The 20,229-nt window shown below is 74.4% G+C and carries 20 protein-coding genes; 15 read left to right on the forward strand and 5 right to left on the reverse strand.

The genetic code is table 11. The annotated features are described in order from the left end of the window. Positions 1-148: 148 nt before the first annotated feature. From ACFYXU_RS16175 to ACFYXU_RS16195, 5 genes are all read left to right on the forward strand, one after another. On the forward strand, positions 149-1,183 hold the full coding sequence (locus ACFYXU_RS16175) for a sporulation protein (RefSeq protein WP_389458046.1): 1,035 nt from the start codon (positions 149-151) through the stop codon (positions 1,181-1,183). Positions 1,184-1,295: 112 nt separating this feature from the next. Then, positions 1,296-1,871, forward strand: coding sequence for a TerD family protein (locus ACFYXU_RS16180; RefSeq protein ID WP_329857844.1), 576 nt, complete (start codon positions 1,296-1,298; stop codon positions 1,869-1,871). A gap of 36 nt (positions 1,872-1,907) precedes the next feature. Continuing rightward, a complete protein-coding gene (gene tatA, locus ACFYXU_RS16185) occupies positions 1,908-2,147 on the forward strand; it encodes a Sec-independent protein translocase subunit TatA (protein ID WP_329857842.1) in 240 nt (79 codons plus the stop codon). 117 nt (positions 2,148-2,264) lie between these two features. Further along, a complete protein-coding gene (locus tag ACFYXU_RS16190) occupies positions 2,265-3,107 on the forward strand; it encodes a hypothetical protein (RefSeq protein WP_389458048.1) in 843 nt (280 codons plus the stop codon). A gap of 306 nt (positions 3,108-3,413) precedes the next feature. Then, a complete protein-coding gene (locus ACFYXU_RS16195; RefSeq protein ID WP_376507950.1) occupies positions 3,414-4,205 on the forward strand; it encodes a hypothetical protein in 792 nt (263 codons plus the stop codon). A 12-nt stretch (positions 4,206-4,217) separates the two neighbouring features. Here the strand turns inward: ACFYXU_RS16195 and ACFYXU_RS16200 are convergent, their stop codons facing one another. Beyond that, complete coding sequence (locus ACFYXU_RS16200; RefSeq protein ID WP_389458496.1) at positions 4,218-4,313, reverse strand: hypothetical protein; 96 nt, start codon at positions 4,311-4,313, stop codon at positions 4,218-4,220. Between the two features lie 102 nt (positions 4,314-4,415). Next, positions 4,416-4,811: a nuclear transport factor 2 family protein gene (locus ACFYXU_RS16205; protein ID WP_389458050.1), complete on the reverse strand. Its 396-nt coding sequence runs from the start codon at positions 4,809-4,811 to the stop codon at positions 4,416-4,418. A gap of 91 nt (positions 4,812-4,902) precedes the next feature. Here ACFYXU_RS16205 and ACFYXU_RS16210 point away from each other — a divergent pair, with 91 nt between their 5' ends. Both ACFYXU_RS16210 and ACFYXU_RS16215 read left to right on the forward strand, forming a co-directional pair. After that, a complete protein-coding gene (locus ACFYXU_RS16210) occupies positions 4,903-5,517 on the forward strand; it encodes a TetR/AcrR family transcriptional regulator (RefSeq protein ID WP_389458052.1) in 615 nt (204 codons plus the stop codon). Continuing rightward, a complete protein-coding gene (locus ACFYXU_RS16215) occupies positions 5,514-6,767 on the forward strand; it encodes an MFS transporter (RefSeq protein WP_389458053.1) in 1,254 nt (417 codons plus the stop codon). Before ACFYXU_RS16210 ends, ACFYXU_RS16215 begins: the two co-directional genes overlap by 4 nt. Here ACFYXU_RS16215 and ACFYXU_RS16220 read toward each other — a convergent pair. Continuing rightward, positions 6,755-7,708 (reverse strand): terpene synthase family protein, encoded by a 954-nt coding sequence (locus ACFYXU_RS16220; protein WP_389406741.1) that lies wholly within the window; start codon positions 7,706-7,708, stop codon positions 6,755-6,757. The two genes, ACFYXU_RS16215 and ACFYXU_RS16220, sit on opposite strands and share 13 nt — an antisense overlap. Before the next feature lie 519 nt (positions 7,709-8,227). Here ACFYXU_RS16220 and ACFYXU_RS16225 point away from each other — a divergent pair. The 7 genes from ACFYXU_RS16225 to ACFYXU_RS16255 all read left to right on the forward strand — a co-directional run bounded on the left by ACFYXU_RS16225 (position 8,228) and on the right by ACFYXU_RS16255 (position 16,515). Then, entirely contained in the window at positions 8,228-10,198 is a 1,971-nt protein-coding gene (locus ACFYXU_RS16225) for an ATP-binding protein (RefSeq protein ID WP_389458498.1), read from the forward strand. A 136-nt stretch (positions 10,199-10,334) separates the two neighbouring features. Further along, a complete protein-coding gene (locus tag ACFYXU_RS16230) occupies positions 10,335-10,973 on the forward strand; it encodes a GNAT family N-acetyltransferase (protein WP_389458055.1) in 639 nt (212 codons plus the stop codon). A gap of 121 nt (positions 10,974-11,094) precedes the next feature. Next, a complete protein-coding gene (locus ACFYXU_RS16235; protein ID WP_376507964.1) occupies positions 11,095-11,502 on the forward strand; it encodes a YciI family protein in 408 nt (135 codons plus the stop codon). An 8-nt stretch (positions 11,503-11,510) separates the two neighbouring features. Next, complete coding sequence (locus ACFYXU_RS16240; protein ID WP_389458500.1) at positions 11,511-12,686, forward strand: RNA polymerase sigma factor; 1,176 nt, start codon at positions 11,511-11,513, stop codon at positions 12,684-12,686. Positions 12,687-12,877: 191 nt separating this feature from the next. Next, a complete protein-coding gene (locus tag ACFYXU_RS16245) occupies positions 12,878-14,077 on the forward strand; it encodes a S8 family peptidase (protein WP_376507945.1) in 1,200 nt (399 codons plus the stop codon). A gap of 183 nt (positions 14,078-14,260) precedes the next feature. Then, complete coding sequence (locus ACFYXU_RS16250; protein WP_389458057.1) at positions 14,261-15,910, forward strand: serine/threonine-protein kinase; 1,650 nt, start codon at positions 14,261-14,263, stop codon at positions 15,908-15,910. Continuing rightward, positions 15,907-16,515, forward strand: coding sequence for a hypothetical protein (locus tag ACFYXU_RS16255; protein ID WP_376507943.1), 609 nt, complete (start codon positions 15,907-15,909; stop codon positions 16,513-16,515). Before ACFYXU_RS16250 ends, ACFYXU_RS16255 begins: the two co-directional genes overlap by 4 nt. A 60-nt stretch (positions 16,516-16,575) precedes the next feature. Here ACFYXU_RS16255 and ACFYXU_RS16260 read toward each other — a convergent pair whose 3' ends face one another. Next, the gene (locus tag ACFYXU_RS16260) at positions 16,576-18,057 is read right to left on the reverse strand and encodes a hypothetical protein (protein WP_389458060.1); all 1,482 of its coding nucleotides are present in this window, start codon (positions 18,055-18,057) and stop codon (positions 16,576-16,578) included. Positions 18,058-18,133: 76 nt separating this feature from the next. Further along, positions 18,134-19,402: an MFS transporter gene (locus ACFYXU_RS16265; RefSeq protein ID WP_389458062.1), complete on the reverse strand. Its 1,269-nt coding sequence runs from the start codon at positions 19,400-19,402 to the stop codon at positions 18,134-18,136. A gap of 39 nt (positions 19,403-19,441) precedes the next feature. Here ACFYXU_RS16265 and ACFYXU_RS16270 point away from each other — a divergent pair, with 39 nt between their 5' ends. After that, positions 19,442-19,942: a MarR family winged helix-turn-helix transcriptional regulator gene (locus ACFYXU_RS16270; RefSeq protein WP_389458064.1), complete on the forward strand. Its 501-nt coding sequence runs from the start codon at positions 19,442-19,444 to the stop codon at positions 19,940-19,942. Positions 19,943-20,229 lie beyond the last annotated feature (287 nt).

Genomic DNA, 20,229 nt, shown 5'->3' on the forward strand with positions numbered 1-20,229 from the left:
TCACTGTAAAGGATGGGTGATCGGCCATCGCGAGACGAAATGCGCACGTCCGCGCCCGCGCGAAAACCTTCTACACTGCTGTAGATGATCAGCGGGCGGGCAGTCGAACTCCCGTGCCGCACCAGCGATGTGAAGGAGTGAACGGCCCATGGTGTTCAAGCGTCTGCTCGGCTCGCTCGGCGTGGGGGGACCGTCGGTGGACACCGTGCTCGAACCCGGGGCGGTGACGCCCGGCGGCGTCCTGGCCGGGCGGGTCCACCTGAAGGGCGGTGACGCCGACGTCACCGTCGAGCACCTCACCCTGGAACTGGTGGCCCGGGTCGAGGCGGAGCACGAGGACGGCGAGTCCGAGGGCGAGGTGGCCTTCCACCGGCACGTGGTGGCCTCCGGCTTCCGCCTCGTGCAGGGCGAGGAGCGCAGCCTCCCGTTCTCGTTCCCGCTGCCCTGGGAGACGCCGATCACCGAGCTGTACGGGCAGGGCCTCGGCGTCGTCCTCGGCGTACGGACCGAGCTCGGTGTCGCCGGCGCGCGCGACAAGGGTGACCTCGACGCGCTCGCGGTCCGCCCGCTCCCCGTCCAGGAGGCGATCCTGGAGGCCTTCGGGCAGCTGGGCTTCGGCTTCCGGTCCGCGGACCTGGAACTCGGTCACATCGGGGGGACCGGGCAGCGGCTGCCGTTCTACCAGGAGATCGAGATCGCGCCGGCGCCCGCCTACGCGCACCGGATCGAGGAGATCGAGGTGACCTTCCTCGCCGGCCCGGAGGGGATGGAGGTCGTCCTGGAGGCGGACAAGCGCGGCGGCCTCTTCGCGGAGGGCCACGACGCGCTCTCCCGTCATGCGGTCGGGCACCAGGACGTCGACCGGGTGAACTGGAACGCCGAGGTCGAGGCCTGGGTGCGCGGGCTCGTGGAGGGCCGAGCCCCGTACAACGCGCATGCCCCGTACGACGCGCACGCCTCACACGGACATGGGCACGGCGGCGAGCACGGGTACGGCCACGGGGCGGGTCACGGCTCGGGTCACGGTTCCGGTGGCCCCGGGATGGGTACGGCCATCGCTGCGGGCGCCGCCGGGCTCGCCGTGGGCGTCGTCGGCGGCATGGTCGCGGCCGAAGTCGTCGACGAGGTGGGCGACTTCTTCGAGGGGGACGAGGAGGACGGAGAGGCGGGGGACGAGGACTGACCCGGCGGTCGGCCGAGGGCCCGGACGTCTCCCCGGGCCCGCCCTTCCGACCCCTTCTACATCACTGTAGATTTGATGTGTCCCACACGAAGGCCGGAAGGATGACGAGAACATGGGTGTGAGCCTCGCCAAGGGCGGAAACGTCTCGCTGAGCAAGGAGGCGCCGGGCCTGACCGCGGTCCTCGTGGGACTCGGCTGGGACGTGCGCACGACCACCGGTGCGGACTACGACCTCGACGCGAGCGCCCTGCTGCTGGACGGTACGGGCAAGGTGGCCTCCGACCGGCACTTCGTCTTCTACAACAACCTGACCAGCCCGGACGGTTCGGTCGAGCACACCGGCGACAACCTCACCGGTGAGGGGGACGGCGACGACGAGAGCATCAAGGTCGACCTGGCCGCCGTGCCGGCCGACATCACGAAGATCGTCTTCCCGGTCTCGATCCACGACGCCGAGAACCGGGGACAGAGCTTCGGCCAGGTCCGCAACGCCTTCATCCGCGTGGTCAACCAGGCCGGCGGCGCCGAACTCGCCCGGTACGACCTCTCCGAGGACGCCGCCACGGAGACCGCGATGATCTTCGGAGAGCTCTACCGGCACGGCGCCGAGTGGAAGTTCCGGGCCGTGGGCCAGGGGTACGCCTCGGGCCTCGCGGGCATCGCGGCCGACTTCGGCGTCAACGTCTGAGGCTCCGGGCGAGACCCCCGCAGAGAACGGAACACCGTGTTCGGAATCAGCGAGATAGCGATCATCCTGATCGTCGTCATCCTGCTCCTCGGCGCCAAGAAGCTGCCCGACCTGGCCCGCAGCGCGGGCAAGGCCGCCCGCATCCTCAAGAGCGAGGGCAAGGCGATGAAGGCCGACGGCACGCCGGAACCGCAGGCCACCTACCAGGTCACCGACACCACCACCCCCCGAAACCCGGCGCGGCCCGACGAACGGCCGGGCACCGAGCGCCCCTGACGGCCACCCCTGCCCGTCCGGAGTGTCCCCTCGACCAGGTGACCGGAGCCCGGCATCCGGCCGATCCGCCGTCCCCGGGGGCGCGCCGGACCGGGTGAGCGGGGGACAGTGGGGGGTGTGGACGTCGAGCGGATCACCGAGGAGCTGTACGGGCTGAAGCCGGGCGACTTCGTCGCGGCCCGGGACGGGTACGTCGCCCAGGCCCGCGCGGCGAAGGACCCGGCCGCGGCGAAGGCGATCGCCGCACTGCGCAGACCGGCCACGGCCGCGTGGGCGGCGAACCGGCTCGCCCGGGAACGCCCCCGCGAGGCCGAGCGGTTCCTGGCCCTCGGGGAGACCCTGCGCGAGGCGCACCGCACGCTCGACGCCGAGCGCCTGCGGGCGGCGAGCCGTGAGCAGCACCAGCTCGTCGCCGCGCTCGCGCGCACCGCCGCCGAACTGGCCGGGGAGGCGGGGCAGCCGGTGAGCGACACCGTGGTGCGCGAGATCGAGCAGACCCTCCACGGTGTCCTCGCCCACGGGGACGTCGCCGACCGGTGGGCGAAGGGGCGGCTCGTCAAGGTGCCCGAGGCCGCCGTCGGCTTTCCCGCGATCGACCCGGACGCCGATCCCCCTCCTCCGGCCCGGGCCGCACCACGGCCGGCCCGGAATCCGGACCTCGCGAAGGCCCGGGCGGCGGCCGCGGAGGCCACCGCCGAGGTCGCGCGGTGCGAGCGGGAGTTCGACGCGGCGGAACGGTCACGGCAGGCCGCGGCGGCGAAGGCGGAGGAGGCGGCCGAGCGGGTCACCCGCCTGGAGACCGACCTCGCGGAGGCCCGGCGGAACCGGACCGAGGCGGAGGGAGCCGCGTCCCGGGCCGCCAGGGCGCTGACCACCGCGGAACGCGCCCTCGCCCGGTCGCGCCAGGCCGCGGACCGGGCGACGAGGACGGCGGAAGGGCTGGAGGGCCAAGCACCGTAGGCCGCCCGCTCGGCGGAAGCGCTGGAGGGCCACGCCCCGCAGGCCGCCCGCCCGAAGCGCTGGAGGGCCAAGCACCGTGAGGCCGCCCGCCCGCCCGAAGCAATGGAGGGCCACGCCCCGCAGGCCGCCCGCCCGCCGGAGCGCTCCCTCTCGCCGATCCGGCGCCGTCCCGCCTCAGGACGGTTTCGCCGTCCAATCGGCCCGGGGCGACCGCGTGTTCCATCGCCGACACGGGCGAGTGATCATTCACCGTGATCGCCTCCGCCGGGCGGGCGGGCCCTCGTGGCGCACCTAGACTCCCCGCACATGTCGCTCTGGCTCCTCAACCACTTCAGCACCTTCACCCTCGCCGTGGTCTCCGTCGGCGGGACCGTCGCCCTCGCGGTGGCCGGGAGCGTGCTGCTGCGCCGCAGGTACCCCTCGCTGGCCCGGGGGGAGCACAACGACATGGTGGGCGTGACCCTGGGGATGTTCGGCGCGATCTACGGCATCATCCTCGCCTTCGTCATCGTCACCCTCTGGACCCAGCTGGACAGCACGCAGACCATCGTCGCCAGCGAGGCCACCGACGCCGCGCTCATCGCCCGCGACGCCGCCGCCTTCCCGCCCGGGGTGCGCGCCGACCTCGACACGGCCCTGAGCGGCTACGTCCACGCGGTCGTCGAGGACCAGTGGCCCCGCATGCGCGCCGGGCAGCCGAGCTACGGGGCGACCGAGACGCACCTCAGGTCCGCCTTCGAGGTCCTCCAGGCGTACGACCCGAAGTCCCCGCGCGAAGAGGTCTTCTACGAGGAGGCCGTCACCCATCTCAACGACGTCGCGGCCCAGCGCCGGGCCCGCCTGAACATGGCCGAGCAGGAACTGCCTCCGCTGCTCCAGGCCCTGGCCTTCGGCGGCGCGATCGTCCTCGTCCCGCTCACCTTTCTCTACGGCATGCGCAAACTCCGGATCCAGCTGCTCTTCGTCGCCTCGGTCGCCGGCCTGATCGGCTTCAGCCTGCTGCTGGTCTTCGTCCTCGACCGCCCGTTCGCCGGTGAACTGAGCGTGAGCCCCGCCCCGTACCAGGAGGGAGCCCTCGCCCAGTACTGGGAGCGGTGAGCGGCGCGGGGTTCAGGAGTGGTCGATGACCACCTTGCCGAAGGGTGCGCCCTCGGCGTGGTGCCGGTAGGCGTCGGCGGCCCTGTCGAAGGGGAAGACCCGGTCGATGACCGGGCGGAGCCCCCGTCGCGGTGCGGCGCCTTCGCGCTGTGTCGTGCGTTCCCTTGGCGGCGCCCCGTCCGTCGGCGGCGCGCCTTCTCGGACCGGTCGTCACGCGGCGTCGGGCTCGGCCGCCAGCGGGACCTCGCCCGCCGTCTTGCTGAAGCCGAGTGCCTCGACGATCCGGCCGTCCGTCACGCGCATGACGTTGACGCCCCGCACCCACTGGTCGGGGCCCTCGCCGAAGCGATACGTCCAGAGGATCGTGGCCCGGTCGCCCGCCACGATCACCTCCTGGGGGGTGAACTGCGAGGCGGTGTCCTCGACGAGGGCCGTCCACCAGGCCGTACAGCCCTCGCCCCCGGACACCCGCTCCCCGCGCGGAGCCGGCTGGACGCTCTCCATCACGCAGTCCTCGGAGACCAGTTCGGGCAGAAGGCCTGCCTCGCGGTCGGTGAAGGCGCGGTTGAACCGGTCGATGACTTCGGCGGTGGTGCGCACGGACATGACGCCTCCTCAGAAGAGATAGACCGGTCGGTCTATCCACAACATAGATAGACCGGTTGATCTACCGTGTCAAGTGCCGCAGAATGGCGGCATGACCGCATCGGCGAAGCCAGGCCCCCGTGAGCGACTCCTGCTCACCGCAGTGGAGTTGACCTACGCCCAGGGCCTGGGCGTAGGAGTGGACGCCCTCCTGAAGGGCGCAGGCGTCGCCCGTCGCTCGCTGTACGAGCACTTCGGCGGCAAGGACGGCCTCATCGCCGAGGTGCTGCGCCGCAGCACCGCCGAGGACCTGGAGGCCTACCGCGCCACCCTGGACGGCGCCGGGACCGACCCCCGCGCCCGGCTGCTCGCGGTCGTCGACCGGCTCGGCCGGATCGCCGCCGCCCCCGGCTTCCACGGCTGCCGGTATCTCGCCGCCGACCTCGCGCTCACGGACCCGGAGCACCCGGGCCACGAGGTCACCCGGGCCTACCGGCACGCCGTGCACGGCCTGTTGGCGGACGAGTTCACCTCGCTCGGCCACGCACGGCCCCGGTTCGCCGCCGACCAGCTCCTCCTCCTCGTCGACGGCCTCCTCGCCGCCGGCGCGACCCGCCCCGACAGCGAGCCCGCCGCCGCGGCCCGCGACCTCGCCGCGCACATCATCGACTCCGGCCTCGCACGAGAGGGCGCCGCGCCCCCCGTCGCCGGCCCGGCCGCCGCATGAGCGCTCCTCGGGCGTCCCTCGCCCCCCAACGCGCCCTCATCGCCTCGAGCTTCGTCAGCCGGGTGGGCAACGGGCTGTTCAACACCGCCTCGGTGCTCTACTTCACGCTCGTGGTGCACCTGCCCGCCGCACAGGTCGGCGTCGGCCTCACGATCGCCGGCCTCGTCGGACTGCTGGCCGGGATCCCGGCCGGGAACCTGGCCGACCGGTACGGTCCGCGCACGGTCTGGCTGGTGGCCGTCGGGACGCAGGCGGTGACGATGGCCGCGTTCGTGCTCATCGACGACTGGGCCACGTTCACGCTCGTGGCCACCCTGGACCGGCTGGGCGCGACGGCGAGCGGCGCCGCCGGCGGCGCGCTGGTCGCCCGGGCCGGCGGTGAACGCCCCGCCGCGTTCAGGGCGAGGCTCCGCACCTTCGTCAACCTCGGCGTGGTCCTGGGCACGGTCGGCGCCGCCTTCGCCGTCTCCGTCGACACCCGCACGGCGTACACCGTGCTGATCCTCGCCAACGCCGCCAGCTTCGCCCTCGCCGGGCTGATCGCCCTGGCGGCCGTCCCGAACTATCGACCGCTGCCCCGGCCCGAGGGCCACCGCCGCTGGGCCGTCCTGTCCGACCGCCCGTACGTGACCTTCGCCGCGCTCTACGGAGCCATGGGGCTGCAGTACCAGACCGTCTCCCTGCTGCTGCCGATCTGGCTCTCCGCCCACACCGACGCGCCCCGCTGGACCGTCGCGGCGGTCTACGCGGTCAACAGCGGGGTGTGCGTGCTGCTCCAGAGCAGGATCGGCTCCCGGGTGGAGACACCGCGCCAGGGAGGCCGCGCGTTCCGCGTCGCCGGGCTGCTCTTCCTGGTCAGCTGTCCCCTGATGGCCCTGACCGCGGACGTCCCGGTCTGGGTCGCGCCGGGGCTCGCCGTCCTCGCGGTCTGCGCGCACTCCCTCGGCGAGGTGTGGGAGTCCTCGGGCGGCTACGCGCTCGGCTTCGGTCTCGCGCCCGACCACGCCCAGGGTCAGTACCAGGGCTTCCTCGGCATCTCCTTCGGCGCGGGTCAGGCGCTGGCCCCGGTGGTCCTCACCACGGCGGTCCTCGGACTCGGGCACGCGGGCTGGCTGCTGCTCGGCGTGTTCTTCGCGGCGCTCGGCGCGGCGGGCCCGCCTGTGGCCGGGTGGGCGGAGCGCACCCGCCCTCCGGAGCGGGAGGAGCCCCGCGCGGCCCAGGGGCGGTCCGACGCGGCTCAGCGCTCGTAGCGGCCCGTGTCGATCTCCCAGCGGTGGTAGCCGGAGATCCAGGCCGCGAGCCCGTCGACGTACCGGTGGGCGGCCTCGCGCGCGGCCGGCCCCAGTCCGAGGACCTCGCAGATCGCGGGGACCTCGGACGAGAGCTCCACGAAGCGGTCGACCATCGTCTGCGCCTCGCGCATGACCTGGACGGCCGCCTCGTCCGGGGTGCCTCCGCGCTCCGCACGGACGATCATCACCATGTTGGCGACGTCGCCCCGGGCGAGCTCCTGGGCGTACGAGTGCACGTCGTTGGTGAACGACGGTATGTCGGCCGCCAGCTGCCGCAGCCGTCGGAACGCGGGGAAGTGCAGCACCTCCTGCGGCAGCTCGAAGTGGTTGAGCCGCTCGACCATGTCGAAGAGGGTCTCCATGGCAGCCGTGCCCCGGCGGAGCGCCAGATAGGTCTCCCGGTCCGGGAGACGGCCCGACAGTCGCCCGGCGGCCTCGGCGGGGTGGCAGGCGAAGTACCACTCCCAGTTGTACGCGGACCGCGCCCGCCACCGCGCGGACATGCCCCGGGTGCTGCGCGCCCAGAGATCCGCGAACGCCCGCTCGACGGGTGTGCGGGCCTCGGGGGCGGGTCCCTCGCCGTGCAGAAGGCCCGTCAGACGGGTGCAGATCTCGGCCACTTGAGCGGGCGCCCGGCCGAGTCGGGAGTCGAAACGGTCGTCGAAGAGGAAGTAGAAGCTGAGCAGGTCCGCGGCGAGGGCGAGATCGTCCACGGCGGTGTCCGGGCTGGTGAACGCGGCGAGTCGGGGAACGTCCCACTTGTCGTACGCGGGGAGGGCGATGGTGGCGGCGAGGCCGTCGTTCCGGAGCAGCCAGTTCCGGTGGGGCTGGGCGACGAACGCCCGGTTCGGATTGCTGCGAGGCGGAAACGGCAGGTCGAGCGTGGTGGCGTTGGACACGACTGGCCCCCCAGGTTCTGATCCCGGGCGACCCCAAGACGCCCCCGGCGCGATGGAACAGTACTTGAACTGATCATCAACTGCCAGAAGCGTCAAGCAGATCGACTCCCAGTCGCATTCCAGCCAACGGAATCGTTACGTCCGCATAGGTCCTTGGCATAGGCCGAATGGGCGGGACGGTCCTCGGTCGGTGGGGGTGTGGGGGTAGGTGCGGGCGCCCGTGCGGGTGTGGGAGCCCGATGCCATCGTCCGTAGCCCGTAGCCCGTAGCCCGTAGCCCGTAGCCCGTAGCCCGTAGCCCGTAGCCCGTGCCGCGTGTCGGTCAACCGTTCCCCGGTTCGTCGTGGCGGGTGGTTCGTCCGCCCTTCGCGCCACCCGGGGGCGGGGGAGCGCGTTGGGGTTGCCGTGACGCCCGGTGCAGTGACGGTTCTGCAATCGGGACCTGCGGGTTCTGTGTCGGCTTCCGGCCTCGGTGCGCCGACGGCGGGAACGATGATCTGGAGGGTGCGCGGTGCCGGAGATGTGGACGCGGGGCGAAGAACGCGACGGACGGTTCGTGGGCGGCTTCCGCGACGACCGGCCCCTGGTCGGACGCGACGCCGAACTCGCCACGCTCCGGCGGGCCGTGGCGGACCACCGGCTGGTCACCGTCACCGGCGCGGCAGGGACGGGGAAGAGCAGACTGGCCCTCGCCGCCGTCACCGCGCCCCTCGACAGCCCCTGGCGGACGGTGGTCCGGGTCCGGTGGCACGACGGGATCCCCGTGGGACGCCGGGCGTTGACCGCCCGGGTCGACCGGGCCCTCGGCGGGACCGGCGGCCCGGACCCCGTCCCGGGGGCCCGTACCGCATCCGCCGGTGACGTGCTCCTCCTGCTGGACGACGTCGATCCCGTCCACACGGAGTGCGTCGGCCTGGTCCAGGCGCTGCGGATGGACCGGCCGGGCGTGCGGATCCTGGTCACCTCGCGGCGGCCCCTCGGCCTCGGGGACGAGGAGGTGATCAGACTCGCGCCCCTGCCCGTCGAGGCGGCCCCCGGCCGGGCGGGTCCGTCCCCCGCGGCGGAACTCCTCGTCTCCCGGGCCCGGGAGCGCGGGTGGCGCGAGGACCCGGACACCGCCGCCGTGACCCGGGTGTGCCGCCTCCTCGAAGGCGTGCCCCTGGCGCTCGAACTCGCCGCGGGCCGCCTGGGGGAGTGGACGACCGAGCAGCTGGCCGAACACCTCGCGGCCGGCCAGTGCCGGCTGGCTGACCCCGCCCCCGTCCTGCTGCGGCACCGCACGCTCCGTGCCGCCATCGGGGCCGTGCACGCGCTGTGCGACCCTGCCCAGCGCAGGGTGTGGCGCAGGCTCAGCGTCTTCGCGGGCCACTTCACGGAGGCGGCCGCGGTGGCCGTCTGCTCCGGCTCCGACCTCGCACCGCACGAGGTTCCCCCGGCCCTGGCGACGCTCGGCGCGACGGGCGTGCTCCAGGTCCTCGGGGACGCCGGCGGGGTGCGGCCCCTGCGCTACCGCATGGCCCGGGCCGCCCGGGACTACGGCGGCGAGCGGCTCGCGGCGGCGGGCGAGCTGCCGGTGACACGGGACCGGCACGCCCTCCACCTCCGGGGCGTGGCGGGCGTCGCCGAGACCCTGTGGAACACCGGCCTCCAGCGCCAGGCGCTCCAGGCCGCCCGGGACGCGCACGAGGACCTGGCCGCGCTCGTGCACCGGGCCGGGGACGGGACCGGTCACCCCGACGCGGCCCTGGAGGCCGTGCTGCACCTCTGGTTCTGGTGGGCGGTCCACGACCACGCCCGCGAAGGCGACGGCCACCTACGGCTCCTGCTGTCCCGGGTCGCCGCCGACAGCCCGCTCGTCGCGCGGGGCCGATGGCTCGCGGCCTGGCTCGGCGCGGCCCGGGACCCGCGCGCGGCGCACCGGCTGCTGGCCCTCGCCTGGCCGGCGGCCGTGCTCGCCGGCGACGACGCCCTCCTCGGACGCATCGCCCACGTGCAGGGAACTCTCGCGTGGCGGCGGCAGGACCACGAGTCGGCCACCGCGTACTACCGGCAGGCGGCGGACACCACGCCCAGCGGGGCCCCCGGAGGGCCCTCGCCCGCCGTGAGCCTGGCCGCCCTGGCCGTGGTCCAGGCACACCGCGCCCCCGAGGCCGCGGCCCGCACCGCTGCCCGGGCCCTCGCGCAGCCCGGCTGCGCGAACGACGCCTGGGCCGCGGCGCTGGCCCAGTACGCCCGCGCCTTCGCCGACCACCGCGCCGGACGCGGGGGACGGGCCCGGCACCGGGCCCGGCGGGCACTCGCAGACCTCGACGCCCGGGTCGAGGCCCCGCGGACCCGCCGGGCCCTGCGTCTCCTGCTCGCCGCGTGCGATCCGGCGGCGACGGCATCCGGCACGCCGGGGGCACTCCAGCTCCGACCGCACGTCCCCGTTCCCGTCCCCCGCAGCGGAGCGCAGCCCCCGTCGACGACGGCGCCCCTCACCCAGCGCTGACCCCCCGACGGACGGTGCGGAGGAGCGCCACCGCGGCGGCACCTGACACCCGGACATGGGACGGGCGTCGCCCCCGCCGTCCCACGGGCCGGGAAACCCCGTGCGGGAGCGCTCCCAGGCTGGCAAGGTGCACCGGGTGACGACCGAACCCGAACCCGTGACCGATCCCCACATCCGCCCCTACCGGCCCTCGGACCGCGCCGCCCTCGGCGACATCTGCGTCAGGACGGCGCACGCGGGCGCCGACGCCGCGCCCCTCTACCCCGATCCGGAGCTGCTTCCGACGATCTTCGCGTACCCGTACGTCGAGCTCGAACCGGGCTTCGCCTTCGTCCTGGACGACGGCTCCGGCAAGGCCGTCGGCTACATCCTGGGCGCACCGGACACGGCCGCCTTCGCCGAACGGTTCCGCACCGCGTGGCTGCCCGGAGTGACGGAACGCTTCCCGGCCCCCGTCGGACCGGCCCGTACGCCGGCCGACGAGATGACCGCGCTCCTCCACACGCCGGAGCGGATGGTCCGTGACGAGCTGACCGCATTCCCCGCGCACCTCCACATCGACCTGCTGCCCGCCTGGCAGGGCCGTGGCCACGGACGCGCCCTCATGTCCGCGCTCCTGGAGGCCCTGCTCCGGCACGGTGTCCCGGCCGTCCACCTCTGCATGTCCCGGGCGAACACCCCGGCCCGGGCGTTCTACGACCGCCTCGGCTTCCGGCTGCTGACGGTCGACGACCCCGGCCCCGTCTGGTACCTGGGGAGGCCCACGACCCCCTGACGGAGCCGGGCGGGAAAGTCGCCGGAAAAAAGTTCGCCGGTGATGTCGAGAAGCCGTGGCCTGCTCCGTCCCCGGTGTGAGAGCGACCAGAATGGGCCGCTCCAGCACCGAGGAGAAGACCATGGCGAAGTACCTGCTGCTGAAGCACTACCGCGGCGCCCCCGACCCGGCGAACAACGTCCCGATGGACCGCTGGACGCCGGAGGAGGTCACGGCCCACGTGCAGTACATGAACGACTTCGCGGCCCGGCTCGAGAAGACCGGCGAGTTCGTCGACGGCCAGGCCCTGGCCCCGGAGGGCACGTGGGTCCGCTACGACGGCGAGGGCCGCCCGCCCGTCACCGACGGACCGTTCGCCGAGACCAAGGACCTGATCGCCGGGTGGATGGTGATCGACGTCGACGACTACGAGCGGGCCGTCGAACTGGCCGGCGAGCTCTCGGCCGCGCCCGGCGCGGGCGGGGAGCCGATCCACGAGTGGCTGGAGCTGCGCCCGTTCCTGGGCGCGCACCCCACGGTGACGGAGTGACCCTCCCCTTGGACGAGGCTCTGCTCCGGAGCCTCACCCCGGGCGTCATCGCCGTCCTCGTCCGCCGCGGAGCCGACTTCGCGGCGGCCGAGGACGCCGTCCAGGAAGCGCTCCTGGAGGCGGTCCGCGCCTGGCCGGACGACCCTCCCCTGGACGCGAAGGGCTGGCTCGTCACGGTGGCCTGGCGCAAGTTCCTCGACGCGACCCGCGCCGACACGGCCCGGCGCCGCCGCGAGGACCTCGTCGACGAGGAACCGGCGCCCGGGCCCGCCCCCGGGGCCGACGACACGCTCCAGCTGTACTTCCTGTGCGCCCACCCCTCGCTGACGCCCTCGTCGGCCGTCGCGCTCACCCTGCGCGCGGTCGGCGGGCTCACCACCCGCCAGATCGCCCAGGCCTACCTGGTCCCCGAGGCGACCATGGCGCAGCGGATCAGCCGGGCCAAGCGGACCGTCTCCGGCGTGCGCCTGGACCGGCCCGGCGACGTGGCCACCGTCCTGCGCGTCCTCTACCTGGTCTTCAACGAGGGGTACTCGGGCGACGTCGACCTCGCCGCCGAGGCCATCCGGCTCACCCGGCAGCTCGCGGCGGCCATCGACCACCCGGAGGTCTCGGGGCTCCTCGCCCTGATGCTCCTCCACCACGCCCGGCGCGCCGCACGGACGGCGCCCGACGGCAGCCTGGTGCCGCTCGCGGAGCAGGACCGGGGGCGCTGGGACACCGGTGCGATCGCCGAGGGCGTCGGGATCCTCCAGACGGCCCTGGCCCGGGACCGCCTCGGCGAGTTCCAGGCGCAGGCCGCCGTCGCGGCCCTCCACGCCGACGCGCCCACGGCGGGGGAGACGGACTGGGTGCAGATCGTCGAGTGGTACGACGAGCTCGCGCGCCTCGTGGACAGCCCGGTCGTACGGCTCAACCGCGCGGTCGCGGTCGGGGAGGCCGACGGACCGCGCGCCGGTCTGGCGGCGCTCGCCGAGCTGGACGGCTCGCTGCCCCGGTACGCGGCCGTCGCGGCGTACCTCCACGAGCGCGCCGGCGACCTCGCCACGGCGGCGCACCTGTACGCCGAGGCGGCGAGGAAGGCGACGGACGTTCCGGAACGGGACCACCTGACCCGACAGGCCGCCCGCCTCAACACCCTGCTGCGCCCCCGGCCGGAGGGCGGGGGCGAGGCCCGCCCGTGAACGTGCGCATTTCACGGAGGACTTCGAGGCACGGCGTGAGGGACGTGGAGGGGATGAGGAGGACTCATTAAGAAACCTTGTTGAATAACGCCTTACCCCCGGTTGGCACTTGATTTGCTCCTGCCAACCCGCACAGGGTTTCTCTCGAACGTTTGACGCCCCACACGTCAACACGAGGAGAGATCCCTTTCATGGCAACTCACAAGCGATCCCGAGGGTTTCGTAACGCGGCCATAGCCACTGGTGTGGCGGGCGCCGCAGCGGCGGCGCTGCTGGCGGGCAACATCGCCGGGGCGGCCACCCCGGCGGAGGGCACCGTGTACGGACTCGGCGCCCCGGGCGCCGTCGACGGCAGCTTCGTCGTGATCCTCGACGCATCCGCGAACAAGGCGGATCTCGCGAAGAAGTACGGCGGCACCCTCCAGCGGTCGTACGGCTCCAAGGTCAACGGTTTCTCCGCATCGGGCCTGAGCGTCCAGGAGGCCAAGCGGCTCGCCGCCGACCCCGCGGTCGGCACGGTCGTCCAGAACAAGCGCTTCAGCATCAACGAGACCCAGGAGAAGCCCCCGTCCTGGGGTCTGGACCGGATCGACCAGACCGAGACGGCCGGCGACGACAAGTACAACTACCCCGACGGCGGGGGAGAGGGCGTCACGGCGTACGTCATCGACACCGGCGTGCGGATCAGCCACCAGGACTTCGGCGGCCGCGCCGCCCACGGCTTCGACGCCGTGGACAACGACGACTCGGCGGACGACGGCAACGGCCACGGCACGCACGTGGCGGGGACCATCGCGGGCACCGCCCACGGCGTCGCCAAGAAGGCCAAGATCGTCGCCGTCCGCGTCCTCGACGACAACGGCTCCGGCACCACCGAGCAGGTCGTCGCGGGCATCGACTGGGTGACGAAGAACCACACCGGTCCCTCCGTCGCGAACATGAGCCTCGGCGGCGGCGCCGACGAGGCGCTCGACGCGGCGGTCCAGCGCGCCATCGCCTCCGGCGTGACCTTCGCGGTCGCGGCGGGCAACGAGACCGCCGACGCCGGCCAGGGTTCGCCGTCCCGCGTTCCGGAGGCCATCACCGTGGCGTCCAGCACCAAGGACGACGAGCAGTCGGACTTCTCCAACTTCGGCGCGGTGGTGGACCTGTACGCCCCGGGCTCGGACATCACGTCGGACTGGAACGACAGCGACACCGGCACCAAGACGATCTCCGGGACCTCCATGGCCACGCCCCACGTGACCGGTGCCGCCGCGCTCTACCTGGCGGGTCACCCGACCGCGACGCCCGCCGAGACGGCCACCGCGCTCACCGGGGCGGCCACCCCGGACGCCATCAAGAACGCCTCCTCCGGCACGGCGAACAAGCTCCTCAAGGTCACGCCGTAACCGCACCGCACACCGCACAGCACGCCGGACGGCCCTCCACCACAGGTGGGGGGCCGTTTCCCCTTGCGCGAGGGAATCCGTACGAAGGAACGACATCCCCTTCCCCCTTCCACGCGGAACCGGCCGTGGCGAGAATCCGTCCCCGTGGGGGAAGGCCGCCGAGGCGCCGAGGGGGGAACGGGGATGAACGCATGGGTCGTCCCGGGATACACGGAGTCCCGGGAACTGGGGGCGGGGGCCAGCGGGCGGGTGGCGCTGGCCACCCACGACGCGACCGGCGTACCCGTGGCCGTGAAGTACCTGAGCGAGCGGCTCCGTTCGGACGGGACCTTCGTCCGCGGATTCCGCGCCGAGGCCCGGCTCCTGGGCGCCCTCGACACCCCCCACGTCGTGCGGCTGTACGAGTACGTCGAAGCGCCCCGGGGCGCGGCCATCGTCATGGAGCTGGTGGACGGTGTCGCGCTGCGGGCCCTCCTCGCGCGGGAGGGCGCGACCGGCCCCGAGGCCGCCCTCGCGGTCCTCAAGGGCTCGCTCCTCGGCCTGGCCGCCGCCCACCGGGCGGGCGTCGTCCACCGCGACTACAAACCCGAGAACGTCCTCGTCGCCGCCGACGGCTCCTCCAAGCTGGTCGACTTCGGGATCGCGGCCGGACGCGACAGCCGCCCCGGGATCGCCGGCACGCCCGCCTACATGGCGCCCGAGCAGTGGAACGGCGCCCCGGCCTCTCCCGCGGCCGACGTCTACGCGGCGACCGCGACGTTCTTCGAGTGCCTGACCGGCCGCAAGCCCTACGCGGGCGACAACGTCGCCGAACTCGCCCTCCAGCACCTGGAGGCGCCCGTGCCCGACGGAGAGGCGCCGGAGCCGCTGCGTCCGCTGATCCGGCGCGGCCTCGCGAAGGCCCCCGGCGAACGGCCGGAGAACGCCGAGGTGTTCGTCGGGGAGCTGGAGTCGGCCGCCACCGCCGCGTACGGGCCGGACTGGGAGGAACGGGGCCGGGGCCGGCTCGCGGCCCTGGCGGCCCTTCTGCCCCTGCTCTTCCCCTCCTCGGGTGCCCCCGCCCAGGGCACGACTGCGCTCGCCACGACGACCCTGCCCCGACCGCCGGCGCGACGACTGCGCCGCGGGCTCCCGCAGGGGGTGCCCGCGGGGGCGGCCGCACTGCTCCTGGCCCTGCTGCTCGCGCTCGCGGCCCGCGCCGGGGGAGCGGAGCCGGACGCGGACGAGGCCGCGCAGGCCGTCGCGACGACGAACACGACACGAAGCGCGAGCCCGCCGTCGCCCACACCACCCCCGACCTCGCCGCCCCCGACCACGTCACCGGCCACCCCCGAGACGCCCCCCGCACCGCCCTCGGCCACGACCGACCCGACACCCCCGCCGACCACGGCACCCACGACGCCACCCACCACCGCCCCACCCACCACGACCCCACCCACCACCGCACCGCCGACCACCGCTCCCCCCACCACCACTCCACCCACCTCCGCACCCCCGACAGCGCCACCGGTCGCCGTCACGGCGGTGTCGGTCACCGGCCTGCGCCAGACCGGTCCGACGACCGCCGAGGCCACCGTGGAGGTCACGACGGACGGAACAGGCCCGGTGGCACTGCTCGTCGAGTGGTTCACCGGCGACGAGAAGGGCGCCCCGGGCACGCCGGACGGCTCGGAGACCGTCCGGCGCGAAGGGGCGGACCACTACACCGTGACGCTCACCCACCTCGTGCAGGGCGGCGGCTGCTACTGGGGCGTGCGCGCGACCACGGACCCGGCCGCGCCGAGCGGCGGCTCCCTCCAGCAGATCTTCGTCAGGCGGTGCGTGATCACATGAACGACGACGCCTACAGCGCCACGGAACTCGGCAGCCACTGGTTCGAGGGTCCGACACCGGACCCGGTGCCCGACCGGGTGGAGGGCGACGTCCTGCGGTTCGGTCCGGGCGTGACCGAGGGCGCGGTACGGCGCGCCCGGAACACCCCCACGGCGGTCCAGATCTGGCACGGCACCCTGCCCGGCAGCACGCCACCGGCACGCCCGCCCCGTTCCCGCCGGCCGCTCCGGTACGTCCCGGCGGCCCTGATCCTCCTCGCCGCCCTGGCGCTGCTCGCCTGGCGCGAGTACGGCCCCGGGGTCGGCGTACGGGACGTCACGGTGACCGCGCCCGCAGGCCGGCTCGGCTGCGACCGGACGGCGAACGTCCTGGCCGTCGTGCGCACCGACGGCCGCCCGGGCACCCTCACGTACCACTGGGAGCGCAGCGACGGCACCCGCTCGGCCCCGCTGCGCGAGACGGTGCCCCGGGGCCGCGAGCAGGCCCGGCTCCACCTGCTGTGGACCTTCGAGGGCCGGGGCACCCACCACGCGAAGGCCCGCCTGGTGATCACGTCCCCCACCCCGCACACCGCCGAGACCACCTTCACCTACACCTGCGACTGACCGGGTCGGCGGTTCGGTTCCGTGCGGAGCCGGCACGGCAGCGCCCGACGGAGGCACCCGTCACCGCGCGAGCTCCGCCCGGTCGGCGATCCGTTCCATCAGGTGCTCCGGCAGCGCCGGGTTCTCCGCGGCCGCGCGGGCGAGCTCCCGGTCCGTGCCGTCGAGCAGGGACTCCAGGACCTCCACCGGGAGGGCCGGGTGGGCCGCCGCCGTCCCTCGTACGTCCGGGGCGTCCGCCGCCAGGCACAGCAGGAGCGTCTCCGGGCGTGCGGCCGCGTGGCGGGCGACGTCACGCAGGACGCGTCGCCCCACGGCGGGCCGGGCCGCCACCCGGTGGAGCAGGGCGGCGGGGCAGTCGGGGTTCCGGGCGACGGCGCCGAGGACGGGCGGCCCGTGTCGCTCCACCAGCGCGCCGAGCTGTCCGGGGGTCAGGTCCGGGCGGGCTGCGATCCGCCGGGCCACCCCATGGTCCGGGTCCCGGAGGAGCCGTTCGACGAGCTCGCCCGGCAGCAGGGGGCGTTCGGCGACGAGGGCTCTGACCTGGGCGACGGCACTCCTGACCAGGACGTGCAGTTCGGCGTCCGTGGCGGACGCGATCCGGGGCGCGGGCTCGTCGGGCAGCCGTTCGCGGGTGGCGACGGTGACGAGCAGGTCGAGCGGGACGGCCGGGTTCCCGGCGACGGCCCGGCGCACGTCCGGATCGGGATCGGAGGCGAGCACCCGCAGCAGGGGTCCGGGGACGGCCGGGTTGGCGGCGACCACGGCACGGACGTCGGCGGTGGGGTGTGCGGCGAGGCGTTCGAGGAATCCGGTCGGCAGGTCGGTACGGGCCGCGAACGTGGCGGCGGGCTCCCCTCCAGGATCGTCCAGCAGCGCGGCGAGGCCCTCCGGAGGCACCGCCGGATGCGCGGCGGCCGCACGTCGGACCCGCCGGATGCCGGCCGAGTGGTCCGGGCAGGCCGTGTCGCGGCCGTGGCAGGCGCCGCAGCGGGAGGGGGCCGGGTCACCGCCGTCCGCGAGGAGCGCGGAGAGCACCGAGGCCGGCGCGTTCTCGTTGTCGGCGACGGCCGTTCGCACGGCGGTGCTGGGGTGGCGGGCCAGTCCGGTGAGGAGAGCGGTCGGGAGGCGCGGGTTCTCGGCGGCGGCCGCCACGACCCAGGCGTCCGTGTCGTGGGCGAGCGCCGCGAGGACCTCGGGCGGCGCCTCGGGCTCGCCCGCGACCTCCTGCCGGACCTGGGGGTCGGGATCGGTTGCTGCCTCCCACCAGGCGGCGGGCGGGGCCGCACCGCCGAGCACGGCGTCGAGGGCGCGCCGTGGTTGGTCCCGGGGGACATCGGCCCAGGGAACCTGCCCGCCGCGCACCAGGCACGACGTGAGCACCGGGTCCCCGACGGCGAGCAGCGCCGCGGTCTGAGGGGCGGTCAGCGACGCGCGCCCGGCCAGCGCGTACAGGACGTCCTCGTCACCGGTCGCCACGAGCCGTTCGAAGACTCCGGCGGTCAGGGCCGGATTCCCGGCGAGTCCCGGCAGTACGTCGCGCACACGAACCTCTTCCTCGCACCCCCGCGGGCGCTCCCTCGCGGCCGATGCAACCGCACGGACGGCGGATGGGTCCACCTCATGTCGCCGGCGTCCGGGCGCCGGCGCCGTTCGTCCGCGTCGGCAGTGAGCGTTCCGCGTGGAGGAGGATCGCCGCGCCGGTCAGGACCAGGAGGGCGAGGGCCGACCACAGGTGCCAGGGGCCCGCGTCCAGGAGGAAGCCCAGGAGCATGGGGGCGACGGTCCGGCAGAGGGACCAGGACAGCTGGTGGACCGACAGGTAGCGGCCCCTCAGGTGGTCGGGGGCGGCCTGGACGGAGAGGCTCTGGGCCGGGGCGGAGTGCACGAGTTCACCGGCCGTGTAGAGCGCGGCCACGGCCAGGACGGCGACGAGGGCGTCCGCGCCGCGCACCGCCCCCGGCAGGAGGGCGAAGGCGGCGAACGAGACGGCGAAGGTCACCGCGCCCAGGGCCGCCGCGCGGGTGCGTCGGGCGCGTGCGGTCAGACGGGCGGCGGGGACGCCGAGTGCGGCGACCAGCACGGTGTTGACCGCGAACACGGCCCCCGCCAGGGCGTCCGGCATGCCGACGTCCCGGGTGAGGAAGACCGGCAGGGCCATGGCCTGGGCGGTGTACCCGAAGGCGATGAGGAAGTTGGCCGTCGTGAGCAGGACGTACGGCCGGTCGGCCAGGACGTGCCGGTAACCGCCCCGCGTGTCGGGGCGCGTGGCGGCGCGAGGGACCGGGGGGATCCGGGCGACCAGGACGGCGGCCACGGCGAAGACCGAGGCCAGGGCCTCGGCGGCGACGACGAAACCCGTGGTGCCGTTCCACGCGAGCATGCCGGCGGCGGCCAGGCTGCCGCAGCCCATCCCGGCGTTCCGCAGGCTCCGGTCCCAGGCCAGCAGCCGGTCGCGCTCGGCTCCCCGGGCGAGGTCGCCGATGAGCGACTGCTGGCTCGGCGACGACGCCCACATGCCCACCGCCACCAGGAGCGCGATCGTCAGGAAGGCCGGGTAGGAGTCGGCGAGCGGGTAGGCGGCGAAGCCGACCGCGCGCAGCGCGAGGACCGCGATGAGCACGCGGCGGCCGCCGAACCGGTCGATGAGGACGCCCGCGGCGGGCATGAACGCGAGGGCGCTGAGCCCGGCGACGGTGAGCCCCGTGCCGATCGCGGTGAGGGAGAGGCCGGTGAGTCCGTGGATGAACAGCAGGGTCAGCGGCACGTAGATGCCGTCGCCGATCGAGGTGGCGAGACTGGAGGCGATGAGACGGCGGCGCGCGGGAGCACCGGGGCCGGAGGGGGCGACGGAACCTGACGCGACAGCGAGGACGCTGGTATCTTCCACGGAAGATAATTTATCATCCGTGGAAGATAGAGTGAAGGGATGCAGCCCGACGCCATCGCAGCCATCGTCGACCAGTGGAGACGGGAGCGCCCCGACCTGGACACGTCGCCGATGCTCGTCATCGGCCGGCTCTTCCGGCTCACCCACGCGCTCGACCAGCGGCTGCGCCCGCCCTTCGCCGACGCGGGCCTGGGCAGCGGGGACTTCGACCTCCTCGCGGCCCTGAGAAGGTCCGGCGCACCCTACGCCCTCTCCGCCGGCGACCTCAGCCGCACCGTCCTCGTCACCACCGGCGCCATCACCAAGCGCGTCGACCGGCTCGAAGCCCGCGGCCTCGTCGCCAGGAGGGTCGACGCGACCGACTCGCGCGGGCGCCTCATCAGCCTCACCCCGGAGGGCGTCGCCCTGACCGACGAGCTCATCGCCGTCCACCTGGACAACCAGCGCCGCCTCCTCGCCGGTCTCGACGACGACGAGCGGACGCAGCTCGCCGCCCTGCTGGAGCGGTTGGCCGTCACCTCGCAGCCGGAGGACGACTGATCCCCCGGGGGCGCGGTCCGGCGAGGGCGGCGCCGCCCGAGGACTGATGCCCGGGGGGAGCGGTCCGGCGCCCGCGCGCCGCGCGAAGGAGGGCTCCTCCTCCCGGAGGCGCGGACCGACGCCCCCGGGCCGCGCGACGGAGGACTCATCCCCGGGGAGGCGCGGTCCCAAGCCCCCGCCCGCCCCCGAGGAGAACCGCTTTCCCCGGGGCCCGCGTTAATCGCTGGTGCGACCGCCGACGGGTCTTGTACGGTGGCGCCGCGACCGCGCCTCCGATGCGCTCGGCT

Source organism: Streptomyces sp. NPDC002232, assembly GCF_042890295.1.
GTDB lineage: Bacteria > Actinomycetota > Actinomycetes > Streptomycetales > Streptomycetaceae > Streptomyces.